This window comes from Novacetimonas hansenii JCM 7643 (assembly GCF_000964405.1).
GTDB classification, from domain to species: Bacteria; Pseudomonadota; Alphaproteobacteria; order Acetobacterales; family Acetobacteraceae; genus Novacetimonas; species Novacetimonas hansenii.
Window position 1 is genome coordinate 1 of sequence record NZ_BANE01000168.1, and the last position, 15,874, is coordinate 15,874.

14 protein-coding genes and 1 pseudogene are annotated in these 15,874 nt (G+C 56.7%); 10 read left to right on the plus strand and 5 right to left on the minus strand.

All coding sequences use genetic code 11. The features are described from left to right. Window positions 1-363: 363 nt before the first annotated feature. The 5 genes from B7G66_RS11385 to B7G66_RS11405 all read left to right on the plus strand — a co-directional run bounded on the left by B7G66_RS11385 (window position 364) and on the right by B7G66_RS11405 (window position 5,031). A complete protein-coding gene (locus B7G66_RS11385; RefSeq protein WP_048859205.1) occupies window positions 364-1,119 on the plus strand; it encodes an SDR family oxidoreductase in 756 nt (251 codons plus the stop codon). A 5-nt stretch (window positions 1,120-1,124) separates the two neighbouring features. After that, window positions 1,125-1,568 (plus strand): acetyl-CoA carboxylase biotin carboxyl carrier protein, encoded by a 444-nt coding sequence (locus B7G66_RS11390; RefSeq protein ID WP_048859206.1) that lies wholly within the window; start codon window positions 1,125-1,127, stop codon window positions 1,566-1,568. Further along, window positions 1,565-2,932, plus strand: coding sequence for an acetyl-CoA carboxylase biotin carboxylase subunit (accC, locus tag B7G66_RS11395; RefSeq protein ID WP_048859207.1), 1,368 nt, complete (start codon window positions 1,565-1,567; stop codon window positions 2,930-2,932). The genes B7G66_RS11390 and accC overlap by 4 nt, the downstream gene beginning before the upstream one ends. Further along, entirely contained in the window at window positions 2,929-3,390 is a 462-nt protein-coding gene (locus tag B7G66_RS11400; RefSeq protein WP_003619841.1) for a biotin/lipoyl-containing protein, read from the plus strand. Before accC ends, B7G66_RS11400 begins: the two co-directional genes overlap by 4 nt. A 216-nt stretch (window positions 3,391-3,606) precedes the next feature. Continuing rightward, on the plus strand, window positions 3,607-5,031 hold the full coding sequence (locus B7G66_RS11405; RefSeq protein WP_003619843.1) for an aspartate ammonia-lyase: 1,425 nt from the start codon (window positions 3,607-3,609) through the stop codon (window positions 5,029-5,031). Between the two features lie 4 nt (window positions 5,032-5,035). Here B7G66_RS11405 and B7G66_RS11410 read toward each other — a convergent pair whose 3' ends face one another. Continuing rightward, a complete protein-coding gene (locus B7G66_RS11410; RefSeq protein WP_003619845.1) occupies window positions 5,036-5,974 on the minus strand; it encodes a LysR substrate-binding domain-containing protein in 939 nt (312 codons plus the stop codon). 378 nt (window positions 5,975-6,352) lie between these two features. Here B7G66_RS11410 and B7G66_RS11415 point away from each other — a divergent pair, with 378 nt between their 5' ends. Next, the gene (locus tag B7G66_RS11415; protein WP_003619847.1) at window positions 6,353-8,815 is read left to right on the plus strand and encodes a TonB-dependent receptor plug domain-containing protein; all 2,463 of its coding nucleotides are present in this window, start codon (window positions 6,353-6,355) and stop codon (window positions 8,813-8,815) included. A gap of 218 nt (window positions 8,816-9,033) precedes the next feature. On the opposite strand, the gene B7G66_RS11420 is transcribed toward B7G66_RS11415, so the two are convergent. After that, window positions 9,034-9,636 (minus strand): NAD(P)H-dependent oxidoreductase, encoded by a 603-nt coding sequence (locus B7G66_RS11420; RefSeq protein ID WP_003619849.1) that lies wholly within the window; start codon window positions 9,634-9,636, stop codon window positions 9,034-9,036. 141 nt (window positions 9,637-9,777) lie between these two features. Between B7G66_RS11420 and B7G66_RS11425 the strand changes: the two genes are divergently transcribed. Together B7G66_RS11425 and B7G66_RS11430 are read left to right on the plus strand one after the other, a co-directional pair. After that, complete coding sequence (locus B7G66_RS11425) at window positions 9,778-10,686, plus strand: LysR family transcriptional regulator (protein WP_003619851.1); 909 nt, start codon at window positions 9,778-9,780, stop codon at window positions 10,684-10,686. A 292-nt stretch (window positions 10,687-10,978) separates the two neighbouring features. Further along, window positions 10,979-12,244, plus strand: a complete 1,266-nt coding sequence (locus tag B7G66_RS11430; RefSeq protein ID WP_003619856.1) for an MFS transporter — start codon at window positions 10,979-10,981, stop codon at window positions 12,242-12,244. Between the two features lie 242 nt (window positions 12,245-12,486). Here the strand turns inward: B7G66_RS11430 and B7G66_RS11440 are convergent, their stop codons facing one another. Continuing rightward, window positions 12,487-13,461 (minus strand): sulfite exporter TauE/SafE family protein, encoded by a 975-nt coding sequence (locus B7G66_RS11440; protein ID WP_040511925.1) that lies wholly within the window; start codon window positions 13,459-13,461, stop codon window positions 12,487-12,489. Window positions 13,462-13,813: 352 nt separating this feature from the next. Here B7G66_RS11440 and B7G66_RS18205 point away from each other — a divergent pair, with 352 nt between their 5' ends. Both B7G66_RS18205 and B7G66_RS11445 read left to right on the plus strand, forming a co-directional pair. Then, window positions 13,814-14,002, plus strand: a complete 189-nt coding sequence (locus tag B7G66_RS18205; RefSeq protein ID WP_167613934.1) for a hypothetical protein — start codon at window positions 13,814-13,816, stop codon at window positions 14,000-14,002. Between the two features lie 50 nt (window positions 14,003-14,052). Further along, a pseudogene (locus B7G66_RS11445) lies at window positions 14,053-14,238 on the plus strand (IS481 family transposase); the annotation flags it as partial. Between the two features lie 66 nt (window positions 14,239-14,304). Here B7G66_RS11445 and B7G66_RS11450 read toward each other — a convergent pair. Together B7G66_RS11450 and B7G66_RS11455 are read right to left on the minus strand one after the other, a co-directional pair. Continuing rightward, window positions 14,305-15,237 carry a DMT family transporter gene (locus tag B7G66_RS11450; protein WP_003619866.1) on the minus strand — a complete coding sequence of 311 codons (933 nt, stop codon included), beginning with the start codon at window positions 15,235-15,237 and terminating at the stop codon, window positions 14,305-14,307. Window positions 15,238-15,547: 310 nt separating this feature from the next. Beyond that, entirely contained in the window at window positions 15,548-15,799 is a 252-nt protein-coding gene (locus B7G66_RS11455; protein WP_003619870.1) for a hypothetical protein, read from the minus strand. Window positions 15,800-15,874: the final 75 nt, after the last annotated feature.

Below are 15,874 nucleotides of genomic sequence, written 5' to 3' on the forward strand. Positions count from 1 at the left end.
CCCCAGCCATATTGCGCGCCACATCGTTCTTTATATCCGTGTTCAAAATACACAGTCCCTGGAATGGCGCTGGTTATTGAGCCTGAACCGTAACAATATAGGTTTCACGGCATGAAGTGCCTAATGCAAGAGTATGAGCGTTTACGTAACAATGGCCAGTGCCATTATGGTTGTGAGGCTATTGAATAATCTTATGGATCAGCATGATAGCCGGGCCATCATATTATGTTATGGCGTGAGAACGAAGTGCTCTTGGCGCAAGCTGTTCATGGCCGTTAGCATGCCGGTCAATAGCTGAACATCCGGTATCCGCTGTAGGCCGGGTGGTATTAGTTTTTCTGTTCAGGATCGGGTTTTCTTACCATGAGCAACCAGCCGTACCGTACCGCCCTCGTCACTGGCGCATCTTCTGGCATTGGCGCGCAGATCGTGCGCCGCCTGGCGCTGGAAGGGATTGAGGTTCATGCCCTGGCGCGTGACGCGGCCCGACTGGAGCAGCTTTCGCAGGAAACCGGCTGCATCGTGCATGCCGTCAGCGTATCCGATCAGGCGGGGATCGAGGCGCTGGTCAAGACGCTCGCGATCGACATCCTGGTCAACAATGCCGGGCAGTCGCGCACGGGCAACATCACCAACACCACGCCCGAGGATATCGATGCGCTGGTGGACGTGAACCTGCGTGCGGTGCTGCAACTGACCCGCCTTGTGGTGGCGGGCATGATCGAACGTGATCGCGGGCATATCGTCAACATCACCTCCATTGCAGGCCATTATGCCTTTGCTGGCGGCAACACGGTCTATCATGCCACCAAGGCAGGCGTGCATTCGCTCTCGCAGCAGTTGCGCTGCGACCTGTTCGGCCACCGCATCCGCGTGACCGAAATCTCGCCCGCGCGTTGCGAAACCGAAGTGTTCGGCCGTCTGATCGGCAACATGGAAGAGGCGAAGAAGCGCTTCTTTGATGAATATGAGTCCCTGCTGCCCGAAGATATTGCAAACTCCGTCGCCTTCGCCGTCATGTCACCGCAGCGCATGAATGTCAGTTTCATGGAAGTACTGCCGACCATGCAGGTCGTGGGCGGCCTGAACTTCGCCAAGAAGACATCCGGCGCGGCGTAAGGACGGTGGATCTCACGCATGTCAGGCGGCTGATCGACCTGCTGGCCACGGCTCCGGTTACGGAGCTGGAGGTTGAGGAAGGCGGCTGCCGCATCCGCATCACCCGTGGCGGCGGCGCGCAGCCTGAGGTTGCGCCATCTGCCCCCCCCGTGGTGAGTCCCGTGGTGGGGACGCCCGCAGCGCTCCCGCAGTCAGCAGAGGCATGCGTGGTGGCGGAGACGGTCATTACCGCTCCGTCCTATGGCGTGTTCCATCTCTCGCCCACGCCAGGTGCGCCGCCGTTTGTCACGGTGGGGCAGGCGGTGCGGGCCGGGCAGGAAGTCGGGCTGGTTGAGGCCATGAAGGTATTCAACGCCGTCCGTACCGAGCAGGCTGGCAAGATCGCCGCCGTGCTGGTGGAAGATGGCACCGAAGTGGAGGCAGGCACCCCCCTGTTCCGGCTGTCATGAGTGAGACCCCACGTTTCAACCGGGTGCTGATCGCCAATCGCGGCGAGATTGCATTGCGCATACAGCGCGCCTGCCGCCAGCTCGGGCTGGAGACGGTGGCCGTGTATTCCGAAGCCGATGCCGACAGCCGTCATGTGCACGAGGCTGATATAGCCCTGTGCATTGGCCCTGCCGCGGCTGCCCGCAGCTATCTCGACACCGACGGGCTACTGCTTGCCGCCCGGTTGACCGGGGCGCAGGCCATTCATCCCGGCTACGGCTTTCTGTCGGAAAATGCTGATTTTGCCGATGCTGTGGAAAAAGCGGGCCTTACCTTCATCGGCCCGACCGGCGCTTCCATCCGCATGATGGGCGATAAGATTACCGCCAAACGCGCCATGCGTGAGGCAGGCGTGCCCTGCGTGCCCGGATCGGACGGGCCGCTGCCCGCTGACATGGAGACCGTGAAGGCCATTGCACTGGACGTAGGTTTTCCCGTTATCGTCAAGGCGTCTGGCGGTGGCGGTGGACGCGGGATGCGCGTGGTCGAGCGTGCGGCCGACCTGGCACAGGCCGTAACGCTCACCGCAAAAGAGGCCGAGCAGGCCTTTGGCAACCCGACGCTGTATCTTGAACGCTTCATGCAGAAGCCACGTCATATCGAAATTCAGGTTCTGTGTGATACACATGGCACTGCGCTGTGGCTGGGAGCGCGTGACTGTTCGCTGCAGCGTCGCCACCAGAAAGTGCTGGAGGAAGCATCCGCCCCTGGCATCACACCGCAAACCATTGCAGAAATTGGCACGCGCTGTGCTGAAGCATGCAGGCGTATCGGCTACCGCGGTGCAGGCACGTTTGAGTTCCTGTATGAAGACGGCGTGTTCGCTTTTATCGAGATGAACACCCGCGTACAGGTCGAGCACCCGATTACGGAAGAGACAACAGGCATCGACATCGTGGCCGAGCAATTGCGCATTGCCCAGGGTGCGAGGCTTGGCATCGCGCAGGCGGATATCGGGCTGCAGGGCCATGCTATTGAATGCCGCCTCAATGCGGAGGACCCGTTCACCTTCATGCCCTCGCCCGGTACCATCACGCGCTGGGATCTGCCCGGTGGCCCCGGCATCCGGGTCGATACGCATGTCGTGGCGGGTTACACGGTGCAGCCTTATTATGACTCGCTGATCGGCAAGGTCATCAGTTACGGCGCCACCCGTGAGCAGGCGATTGCGCGCATGCGCGTGGCGCTGGCGGAAATGAAGGTGGAAGGGATATCAACCAATATCCCCCTGCATCAGGACCTTCTGGCCGATCCCGCCTTTGCGCAGGGTGGGGTGGATATTCACTACCTTGAACGCTGGCTTGCAAAAAGGACAGCCTTATGAGCAACCGGTCCGGACAGATGGTGCCCCATTTTGATCGGCTGCCTGAACCCGAACAGATTGGCCAGATGGCGACATGGCTGGCGCAGGCAGGGCTGGAAAGCCTGGAACTGAGCAACGAGGCAGCGGGGCTGAAGCTGCGGATTTGTGTGGGGCAGACCGCATCCGGGGCCACAGCCCCCGATGCCCCGACAGCAGCGCAGCCCGATGTGTCGGCGGGACTGGTGGCGGTGAAAACGCCGTATTTTGGCCATCTGTGCCTGACTCATCCGCAACGCGACAGCGCTTTTTCTCCGGTCGGGGCAAAGGTGGCGCAAGGTGATATTGTAGCGCTCCTCACGCTGGACAGCCTGCAACTGCCTGTTCGCGCATCGGTTGCGGGCACAGTAGCTACAGTAACGGGACAGGCTGGTGCGCTGGTTGGATATGGCACCACGATCATGCAGATCCAGCCGGACTGATACGCTCAGGCCGAGCCCTGGGGTTGTGCACATGGCTGTATCCGGCGCGTTTTTCTGGCCTGTTATCATGTCATTACTGGCGAATATTTGCATGGTGCGGGCGCTTTTATGCCCTCGTCCTGGCGTTATTCTCAACGTGGATAGATCAAAATGATTAATATGCCCGCTCCGGCACGAGATGGCGCAGCTAGCACCCTGACAGGCAAGGCCAGCCCCATGGGTGCGCAGTCCGGCCCCCGCGTCGAGCGCGACCTGCTGGGCGAGGTCACATTGCCTCCGGGCGTGTTGTGGGGCGTGCATACACAGCGTGCGCTGGATAACTTTCCCATAAGTGGCAACACCATCGGCAGTTTTCCGGATCTGGTGCGGGGGCTGGTCGTGGTCAAGCAGGCTGCGGCGCGGGCCAATCTTGCGCTAGGCTACCTCGACCCCACGCGCGCCAGTGCCATTGATGGTGCCTGTCAGCACATACTGCAAAACCCCTCCTGTCATAAGCAGTTTGTGGTAGACGCCATGCAGGGCGGGGCGGGTACCTCGACAAACATGAATGCCAATGAAGTTATTGCCAATGTTGCCCTGGGGCTGCTGGGCGAAAAACCGGGCACCTATGGCGTGCTGCACCCCAATGACCATGTCAATATGGCGCAGTCCACCAATGATGTGTACCCCACGGCGCTCCGCCTGGGGCTGTTGCTTGCGGTTGATCCGCTGCTGGTTGCCCTTGAAGGATTGCACGAAGCACTAGATAAAAAGGCAGAGACCTTTGATGGGATCCTGAAGGTTGGCCGCACGCAACTGCGCGATGCCGTGCCCATGACGCTGGGGCAGGAATTCGGGGCGTTCCGGACTGCTGTGGCGGGAGAAATCAGAAGCATCAAGGCCCATGCCGCAGCCTTTGAGCAGGTCAATCTTGGTGGTACTGCCATTGGCACGGGGCTGAATACCGACCCGCGCTATGCTTCTACCGTCATGGCGGAACTGCGCAGCCTGACCGGGCGACCCATGAGCAGTTCGCCCGACCTGATCGAGGCAACATCGGATGTGGGCGCTTTCGTGCTGTTTTCAGGCGCGCTCAAGCGCCTGGCGCTCAAACTGTCGAAAATGTCCAGTGACCTGCGCCTGCTCTCAAGCGGGCCGCGCACGGGCTTGGGCGAAATCGTGCTGCCCGCGGTGCAGGCCGGGTCTTCCATCATGCCGGGCAAGGTCAATCCCGTCATACCCGAGGCGGTCAATCAGGTGGCCTATCTGGTTGCGGGGCACGACCTGACCATTACCATGTGCGCCGATGGTGGCCAGTTACAGCTTAATCCGTTTGAACCGATGATCGGCTATTGCCTGTTTACATCGATCAAGATATTACGCGCCGCCATCGAAACCCTGACCACGCGCTGCATCAGTGGTATTTCTGCCGATCGGGCGCGGTGCCAATATCTGTTTGACCTGAATATCGGTATCATTACCGCACTGGTGCCGGTGCTGGGATATGATACCTGTTCGGCCCTTGCCAAGCGTGCGCTGGCGGAAGACCGCAAGGTCACGGACCTGATCACGGAGGAGCAACTGCTTTCTCCCGAACGGCTTGCGGCCCTGTTGCAACCCGATGTACTGACCCGCCCCAATATCGGGTGCGTACCGGTCTGATCCCTTAATCGAAAGGTTGGGTACCCGGCCAGTTATGTGAAGCGGCCATCGCCTTGGCAAGGCCGATGAGGAGTTCGCGCACGGCCACCGAGGCCTCAGTCTCGGGAATGATCTCGGGGATGCAGAGCGAAACATCTTGCTGAATGACGGGGTTGTGCAGCGGGAAGATGCGCGACTTACCCGGCATGACAATGCGGCTGGCAACCGACCAGGGCAGGATGGTGCTGCCGATGCCTTGCTCGATGGCGCCTTGCAGGGTGATCAGCGCCTCGATTTCAGCCACGATGCGGGGATCAAGCTGCTTGCGCATGAAGGCCATGTCCACGCTCTTGCGCACAAAATTATGCTTGGGCGGAAGCAGAAGGGGAATGTCAGCGATATCCGCAAGCTGCACGGCCCCTTTTTCATTCTGGGGAAATTCCAGGTCATGGGGTGCAAGCAGGAAGAATTCTTCCTTCATCAGCGGCGTGAAAATAACCCCCTTGATGGGACCAGCGCCATGGATCACGGCCATGTCCAGCCGCCCGGTCATGATCAGTTCGCTGTAGATGTCATCAAAGCTTTCGGTCAGGTGCAGGGTGATGTTGGGCAGGCGCTCGCGCACGAGCTGCAATAGCTTGACCGAAAGTGTGGAGCCCGCGCTGTAGGGAGAGAGTCCGACCGAGACCTTGCCCACCAGTGGACCTGCACCCTGCGTGATTTCAACCATGGCCCGGTCGAACTGTTTGGTCAGGGTCTGTGCATGCCGGTACAGTTCCGCCCCGGCCGTGGTGGGGGTTACGCCGCTCTTGCTGCGGATGACCAGCTTCTGCTTGAAAGCATTTTCAAGTGTGGCGAGTTGCTGGCTTAAGGCGGGCTGAGCAATATTGAGCAGGTCAGCCGCACGCGAAATGCTGCCAAGGTCAATAATCTTAATAAAAGCCTGTAATCGGCGTATATCCAACGGGAACTCCGTAAAGGTTATATTCTATGGATTTATAGGCTTGACATTAAGGACTTTTATTTAACTGTCAACATATTGTGCCAGGAGCAGGCCATATGGAAGGTCGTGCGCTACACCTGCTGCATATACGCAGTGCGGGACCGCCCGAACATGCCTGATGCAGGGTTGCAGATACTTGGCAATATTGTACGAAAAGTAACGTTCGCACAAAAAACGAAACAATTTCAATTATATATTTTTTTATCTGCAAGCAAGAAACAATCCGGGTTCGGAACATATCAATAATTCATATGACGCCAAATCATAACGAATGCGCATCATATCATTACACATATTCACGCGAAACGTTTCGGTCGAGTTCCAAGGGGGGAGAGGCAGATGTCACGCCTGTCAAAGCACAAGTTATATCTGGTGGCCGGGGTAGCATTTGGCGCATTCGTGCCGCTTGCAGGTGAAGCCGCGACCGCTACCGTTTCGTCAGTGCAAAAACATTATCGGGTTGCCGCCGATAAAAAGGCACCCACCCCCAAACAGGCCATGCCCGCAGCCCTGCGTGCATCGAGCCGCCCCGAAGAAATCCATGTTGGCGGTCACCAGACCAATTCCATCTTTTCACCTGGCACAGCACAGCACAGCACCACGCAGGTTACGGTCGTAACGGGCGCGGAACTGCTCAAGACCGGCCAGACCAATGTGCTGTCGGCGCTGTCGCAGGCCAATCCGGCAATTACCACCGCAGCCCTGCCCGGTGGCGGTGCCAGCTCCTTTGTTCAGACCATGCAGCTCCGTGGTCAGTCGCCGGATGATACGCTGATCCTTGTCAACGGTCATCGTCGCCATATTGGTGCCAACTTCAACGCCAACGCAGGCACAAACTGGGGCAGTGAGCCGGCTGACATTTCGCTCATTCCCATCACCGCGATCGACCATATTGAAGTGGTGACCGAAGGTGCTTCTGCGTTGTACGGACAGGACGCCATTGCAGGTGCGGTCAATATCGTGCTCAAACGCGATACGCATGGTGGCACCGTCAACTTCAAGAACAGTGGTTATTACGCAGGCGACGGCCAGGCGCTTGATGGCTCGGCCAGCTATGCCATGGCGCTCGGCAACAGGGGCGGCTACCTCGACCTTGCGGCACAGGTGACCCACCAGTTGCCTACCACCCGTGGCGGTGATTACTATGGCAACCTGTTTTCTGCCAACGACCCGCGTAATGCCACGGCGGACCGTAACGTGCAGCGTGGCCTGGGCCTGCCCAAGAGTACGCTGGAAACCTTGAGCGAAAACATGTCCGTGCCACTTGGGCATGGGTTCAATTTTTACAGCACGTCCACCTTTTCGCATCGTCGTGCCAACGTGGCTGAAACCTATCGTGCCAATAACGGTGATGATATATGGATTAATTCGGCTCTGTACCCTACTGGTAACCAGCCTTACATCACCATGGACCAGTACGACTTCGAGACTGATAATGGCATCCGTACGCGCAAATTCGGCTTCGCATGGGATGCTTACGTAACCTTTGGGCGTGACCAGCAGACATACGGTACGAAGGATTCCGAAAATGCCTCGCTGACGTCTGGCGGCGCATATGCATACGATCCGACGCAGACATCCTTTTATGATGGCAAGTCGATCTCGACCGAATTGACAACCGGGCTGAGGGGATCACGTTCGTTCCATACCGGCCTGCTGCCCAGGGACATCAACCTGCGGTTCGGTGCGGAATACCGCCACGATACCTTCCAGATGACCGAAGGTGAGACCGCGTCGTGGAGTGGGCAGGGCGCAACCGATCACCCTGGCAATCCGGCGCTGGCCGTATCGAACACGAACCGTGACGTGTACGAAGGTTTTGCCAACCTTGATTTCCATATCACCAAAAAGTGGGAATGGACGCTGGGCGGCCGCGTTGCCAACTACAGCAACATGGCAACCGTCGAGACAGGTTCGGTCGGCACGCGCTACAACTTCAATAAGCACTGGGCCATCCGCGCCAACATCAATTCCGGTTACCGCCCGCCAACGCTGGGTGAGATTTCGTACTTCTATTCGGCGCCATATCCCGGCTATGTTGTGGATCAGGTTCCCTCCAACAGTGCCCTGGCCAAGTCCTATGGCGCGACACCCCTGAAGGGTGAATATTCACGTAGCTATACCATTGGGATTGATGCGACCCCCGTAGATGGTTTCCACCTAGCAGGCAACCTGTACTACATCGCCATTAATGACCGGATGGGCAGCTCCAAGAGTTTTGCCGTTGACTCGGGTAATATTACCGGTCTGGGTAACGTGACTTCGATCAGCTACTATGCCAACCTGTATAATACCCAGACATTCGGTGGCGACCTGACTGCTGATTACACACTGCATACCAGTCATTACGGCAAGTTCCGCTTTGCCATGGGTATCAATTTCTCGGATAACGAAATCCGTTCGAGCAAGAGCAACCTGGTCAACGAATATACCAAGGAAATGGTGCTACACGCCGCGCCGAAAAACCGCGAGCAGATCAGCGTGAACTGGCAGTATAAAAAGTGGTCGGTTTTCGTGCAGGAAATGCGCTATGGCTCCATGACCTACATGGCGGCGCCGACAGGCCCGGGCTCCGTGCCGTTCGAGCAGAATCCCGCCTTCATTACCAATATGGAAATTGACTACAAGCCTGTTCCGCGCTGGACCATTGGCATAGGTGCGAACAACCTGGGCAACAAATACCCGACCCGTATTTCCTCGGCTATTGCCCAGTCGCAGCAAGGCCTTGCCAAATATGCTTCCTATTCGCCCTACGGGTTCAATGGCGGCATGTATTATGTCAAGACGTCGCTCGATTTCTGAGCAAGCGCATCGGAGCATAAAAAGCATTTGATAAAGAGTAGGGCAGGGGTTTCATGATCCCTGCCTCGTTCCCCAGGGCCGGAGAGCAGGTTGCCAGAACTTTTCCCGATGGCTTTCGAAAGATGATTTTTCAATAACAGAAGTTCCTGAATATTATCTTTCAAGATCAGCATGTTTTTTCAAGATGTCAGGAACAACCATCAGGTTCGCCTGCAGGTTTATTGTTTCAAAGAACGTGCGAAATTCAGCGTTTCCGACAGATGCTTACGATAACGGTCAATCGTCCCGTCGACATCCGGGGCTTTCATGACATCGGTGGCCAGAAAGGTCGGCAGGGCTGACAGTGCCAGAAACTGATTGGCCTTGTGAAAGGGGAAATAGACAGCATCTATACCTCTGCCTTCCAAGAACTGCACAGGATCCGTAAAGGCATCATCCGGCGCGTTCCATGTGAGGGACAGCATGTAACGCTTACCGCCCAACAGGCCACCCGAGCCATATTTGCGTTCGGGACAGGCCCGGCTGCGCCCATCATTAGCGTAGAGCGTGCCGTGACCGGCGGTAAAGACCTCGTCCATGTATTTCTTGACGATCCATGGCGCGCCCATCCACCAGCCGGGCATCTGGTAGATGACCAGATCTGCCCACAAAAAATTCCGGACTTCCTGCTCGATATCGTAGCCTGCGTCGATTTTGGTCTCGCGTGTCGCGAAACCTGCTTCTGTCAGCACCCGTACCGCGACATCATGCAATGTATCGTTCAGACGGCCATGCGAATGCGCAAAGACCTTGCCACCATTCAGAAGAAGAATGTTTTTCATAGCTCAGAATATTCCTTAATGGGGAATGACAATGACAGGGTGACCGTATCATCGCTGAACGATGCCGCTTTTGGACGGGCTTGATAATCGGCTTTTCCTCCACATAATCTTGGATTCCAATTCACAGATGGGCTCAGGAATATGGATAATCGCGCGGGAGAGATGCAGGTCTTTGTGAGAGTGGCCGAAGCTGGCAGTTTCTCCGAGGCGGCAAGACATCTCCTGATGACACCATCGACGGTCAGCAAGCTGATCGGCCGCATGGAGGAGCGGCTGGGCGTGCGGCTGATTGAGCGATCGACCCGACGGCTCTCTCTGACTGACGAGGGGCGCCTGTTCCATGAACGCAGTGCCGCACTCTTGGCGGAACTGAATGATATCGAGCGCGAGGTCTGTCATGGGGCGGGTGGTGCCAGCGGAATTGTGCGGGTGAGCGCCTCGGTCCCATTCGGCGTCCTGGGGATCGAGCCGCTGCTGCCGGAATTCTGGCGGACCTATCCAAATGTCATCGTTGATCTGTCGCTGTCGGACGAGATCGTCGATCTTTATCTTGATCGTACCGACATTGCTTTCCGTGTTGGCCCCCTGACGGACAGCAGCCTGCTGGCTCGCAAGATCGGAGTGGCACGTCGGCAGATCGTCGCCTCACCCGACTATCTCAAGAATCATGGTACCCCGATCACGATCGACGACCTCAACCACCATAATTGCCTGGGATTCAACTTTCGCCGGGCTGCGCCGGTCTGGCCGTTGCGCGAAGGAAGGCGGATCGTGGACCGCATGGTCGGCGGCAGCCTGCTGGCCAACAATGGCGAGACGGTGCGCCGCCTGGTCCTGGCAGGGGTAGGGCTGGCGCGTCTGGGCGACTTTCATGTCCGCGACGATATTGCCCATGGGCATCTGGTCGAGGTGCTGGCAGATGCGGGGCATGGCGATGCGGAGGACGTCCACGCCCTTTATCTCGGGGGGCAGCGCATGCCGCAGCGTATCCGGCTGTTCCTCGATTTCATGGTACCAAGGTTGCAGGCATTCATGCGGAACGGAGTGTAAGGGGCGTTTCCAACCCATTGGGCTCTTTTTTGTGATCCTGGTTCACAGCTCTTGTGGCCACAAAGCCTCTGGTTGGTTTTATCCTACACTGGCAATTTCCATTTTTCGCCCATCTTTGGCCAAAAAGGGTTGCTGATGCTGTTTTCGCCTTCTTCACTGGGTGGTCTGAACCTGCCCAATCGTATCATCATGCCGCCCACGACACATTCCCGCGCCCAGCGCGAGGGGATGCTACCCCTGGTCATCAATGTGATGCATGCTCAGGGTGATTGCATTTTCACCCGAGTGTAGCATGCCGGACGTGTTTCCCACACCGGCTGCGTATGACCATGTATTTGAAATCTCTTATCGAACCAAAGAGGCGAATGTGCCGGATTCTCATTCTTCGTCAGATCGTGCGCTGTTGTCCCTGGCCTGCGGGGCCTTCGCGATCGGGGTGACGGAATTCACCCCCATGGGTCTGCTGCCTGTCCTGGCAGACGGGGTCCATGTCAGTGTACCCAAGGCAGGCAGCCTGATCAGCGCCTATGCCTTCGGCGTGATGGGCGGCGCACCCTTCGTCACCCTCTTTCTGGCACGTTATCCACGCAAATATGCGCTGATCGGACTTATGATCCTCTATGCGATCGGCAACCTGACTTCGGCTGTCAGTGGCGATTATATGCAGTTGATGCTGTCACGGGTGCTGACCAGCATGGCCCATGGGGCATTCTTCGGGCTGGGCGCGGTGGAGGCAGCAAGCCTGGTTGCGGCCAACCGGCAGGCCAGTGCTGTGGCCAGTATGTTCATGGGTCTGACCGTTGCCAATATCTTTGGCGTGCCGGCCGCGACATGGCTGGGTGACACACTGGGCTGGCGCAGTGCGTTCGCCTCCATTTCGGTGCTGGGTCTGATCGCGGCTGCGGCCCTGTCGGTTGCCCTGCCATTGGCTGAGGCCGGTCCAAGGCCGGACGCGGTGGCCGAGATGAAGGTCATCATGCGCCCCAATGTGCTGATGGCACTGGGCGTCACGGTGATCGGCGCTGGAGCGATGTTCGAACTCTATACCTATATCGTGCCGATGCTAGAACATATCACCCATGCGGGGCCAACCTTAACGACGGTGGCACTGATGCTGATCGGTATTGGTTTCAGTATAGGCAATGCTATCGGCGGTCAGGCGGCAGACCGGTCGCTGGCCGGTACGTTGCTGGTGTTCTTTCCACTCCTCGGCCTGATCATGCTGGCCTTTCCCTTCGCCGCGCAAACGTCGGCCGGTGCGTTGGTCGGAGTCCTGCTGTGGGGCATCGCCAGTTTCTCCCTTATGCCGGCCCTGCAGATGCGCACCATGCAGGCCGCACACGATGCACCGGGCCTGGCTTCGTCGGTCAATATAGGCGCGTTCAATCTGGGCAATGCCTTGGGGGCGGCGTTGGGCGGGGCTGTCTTGTCTATGGGGTTCGGCTATCCGATGGTTTCCGTCGCGGGCCTAGGCATCAGCTTGCTGGGCGTGCTGCTGGTCCTGCTGTCCCGTCAGGGACGGCTGTCACCCGAAAGGTCGCTTTCAGAAACGCGATGATCCGGGGTTCATCGTCGCTGTTGCGGATCAGCGTCGGTACGTTACGCGACGTGCTGCAGGCCGGATTGTGGTAGATCATGAGTAAGAATCCGGATTTGGGCAGCAGGCGGATAAATCGGCGCCCAGAAGCACACATGGTTCGGGATTTCCTGCCCAGAAATCCTTGACTAGGAACAGCATCAGTAAAGTATCATTAAAAATAAGCATATTATTCTATATTTAGGTGAATAATTGCGTGCGATTTAAACCCCGACACTCCGAACGGTCTGGATTCCTGTGTGGGGAGACATGTGCAGGATGAAACCATGGAATATGGGAGTGCCTGGTAGATTTGTTGATGGGATATACACCCGATGGATCAGTTCCAGTTCATTGCCGTGTTCCCATTCAACTGCGAAGATATGCTGCTGCCATGACAGGGAAGCAGAGAGATCCCCGGATGCATGTGAATAATTGAGAACAGCAGCATTCTGACGTGCAATCTGGCCACCTGCTGTGATCACCATCATGAGGCCTGCTACAACCATGGCTGCGTGACCGATATGGTGAAACAGTCGGTCATGTAGGTAAGGAAGCAGATGGCGCATGATGATCGAAGACAGGATTGCGGCCGCGGCAACAGCGATACCCACGATGACGACATGAATACTCATCAGGCCGAATGCCGCGTAGAGAATGAGCTTAAGACCATGCAGCATGATTTCATTGGCGGCGCGAGTTGCAACGATTTCTTCCTTGCGAAGACCAAGCTGGTAATAGAAACCGTTGAAGATCAGGCCGATCGCCCCAGTAAAACCGGAAATGAAGCCTGCGGCGGCACCCAGCGCATGGAGCGATACGATACGAACTGGTTTCCTGTTGGGCTGGATTGGAGGTGTGCGAAATAGAAGGGGGAGATTACCCACCAAAAACAGACCCAATAACAGCGATAGATAGACGGGATTCATGCGACTGAGCGCCCAGGCACCGAGGGCGGAAAATGGCAGTGCGGTTGGCGCAAAATGCCGAACAATGTCCCACCGGATCGCTTTGTGAAACGAAATGATGCGCGCCGCCGAACTGGTAGCAGTGCCAATTGATAGGGCGGCGGGCACCTGCATGTCAGGCAATACCAGCCCCAGCAGGGGCATCAGGATCAGCCCTGCACCGCCGCCCGAAACGGCACTGATCCCAAAGGCCAGTGTCGACGCAACCAGAATTGCAAACCAGAGCAGCATTGGCCGTATAAGCTCCGATTGAAGGCCCTGTGCGCCGGGGCCATGACGGGCGGCCACGTCCTGAAAGGTGCGTGACAGCATTATACCTGGCGAAGGTTCACGGCGATGTCAGCTTACAATATCCCAACCCTCTGGAGAATCAGGGGCCATGCCTCATGCCGGACAACGCACGCTGTCTGAAACACTACTCCTTGGAGATACGTAAGGGTTCCTGTCGTGCAGTCATGACGTTTTGAAGAAATCTTCATCAAAACCCATCCTCGTTTAGCAACCAGCCAGTAAGGCTTTATCAGGCGTGTTTCGCTATCCCATATGAACTTGAGCGGCGGGAGTTCCGGGGATGATGAAAGTCATGAAGGGTCTGGTAGCTCTTGAGTTCGAACGTCTCTACAACATGGAAGTGACCTGTATCGACATCTTGATGGTGGCGCGTCGGGAAGCTGCGATGGTCTGTTTGTCCTGTAACCATGCCCGTAACACTCTCTCTATGGTCGCCGGGTGGGCAGCACATGCCACAGCCGTTGCTGGTCTGGCATTCTGACGCGCATATGCGATGACAATGCCCATTCCGCATCTGCTGTCTTCTATTGCCATCCGTGGATGAATGGCCAGGTTGAACGCATGAACCGGACGATCAAGGCGGCGACGGTCAAGCGCTTTTATTATGAAACGCATGACTAACTGCGCCAGCACTTCGCAGGCTTCGTCGTCGCCTGCAATTTCGCCAGCAGACTCAAAACACTGCGGGGACTTACTTCGGATGAATTTATTTACACGTAATGGGAAAAAGAACCACTACGGTTCATGCAAAATTCGCACCATCAAACCACGGAACTAAACAGCTTATGGACTTGTTTGAGGTTCCCGCAGACGCCGTCGCGCAGCGCGGCGTTCCTGCAAAGCAAGATGTTCATAGCGAACACGCTGGCGTATCCAGTTCAGCATGCCTGAAAATGTCACGACGACAATACCGATAAAGGTCCATCCATCCAGCGCCTGATGAAACAGGAAATAGCTAAAACCCACCGCCCATAACATCTGGCTGTATTGGGGCAGGGCCACCCGGTTGGCGGGGGCACGGGCTGTTGCCACCATCATCAGCAATTGTCCCAACGCCGCCAGGAAACCATACCCGAACAGGAAACACCACGTTTGCAGGCCATGCGGCCAATGCGCATGCGCCAGCATCAGCAGGCCATCACCCACCAGCGGCCCAAACAGGCTGGACCCGAACAGTGACAGGCGTGGCGTATCATTCCCCGCAAGGCGATAGGCGATAACGCCCACGGCATTCGCAACCGCCGCGATCAGGGCGCACAGATGTCCAAGATGCAGGGCACGCATCCCCGGCCGCAGAACGATCAGAACCCCGATGAACCCGACGATAACCGATACCCACGCCCACGCTGATACCTTTTCATGCAGCAAGGTGACAGACAGCATGGTCACAAAAAGCGGCATAAGGAACATCAGTGACAGGGCTTCGGGCATGGGAAGCAGCATGAATGCTTCAACACTTGCGGCGGTAGCGGTAAAGGTCGCGATCGCACGCACAAGCCACATGCCCGGCTTCTGTGGGGAGAAAATATCCAGATAGGATTCATTGTCCCGCCTGATGAACGGAATGATCAGAAAACCGAAGATCCCACCCGAAAAGGCAACCTCAAACGGGTCAAGCTGTCCTGCAAGCAGCTTGGAAAAAGCGTCACTGATTGAAAATGAAGAAAAGGCGGCGAACGCCAGCACCATCCCCGAGGAAAGAAAGCCCATCTTCATCTGTCGCATCCATGATCAGTATTCCGCCCCAGGGGGCTTTACGGGCCAGCAGGCATAAAAACCAGTGCTGTCACACATTACCAGCCATGCATGAAGAATACATCCTATGATATTACTTATATATGAAGAATTATTTTGGAAATAATTTATATATAAAAAATAATAAATCCCGCGACCAGCTTCTGTCCAGACGGCCTGTCACCGTCATTTATCCAGGACAGGTGCCACGTGACATATGATGGCTCTGTCCCTGCCATGGCCAGGTCATACATCGATTATGACAGGGACAGCACCCAAAATGGGGAAACACTCAGTCAGCGGATTTACGACCGAAGATATAGCTCGCCAGCGATGCAGCAGCGAGGATCAGAACCCCATAGACCTTGCATGAGGTCGGGATTTTGTTTTCATGGACCCGTACTTCCCCTTTCAGCGCGCCCAGATGTTCGGCAATCTGTTTGTGCAGTTCCGCCTTGTGCTGGTGAAGGGATTGTTCCACGTGCTTTGTGATGTCCTGAAGGTCTTCAGGGCTCAGCTTGCGTAGGTTTTCGGCAACACTCATGATCCGGTTCGTCCCTGTTTATCATCACTTTGGATATGCCCATGAAATCATTGGGCATATTTTTTATATCGGTTC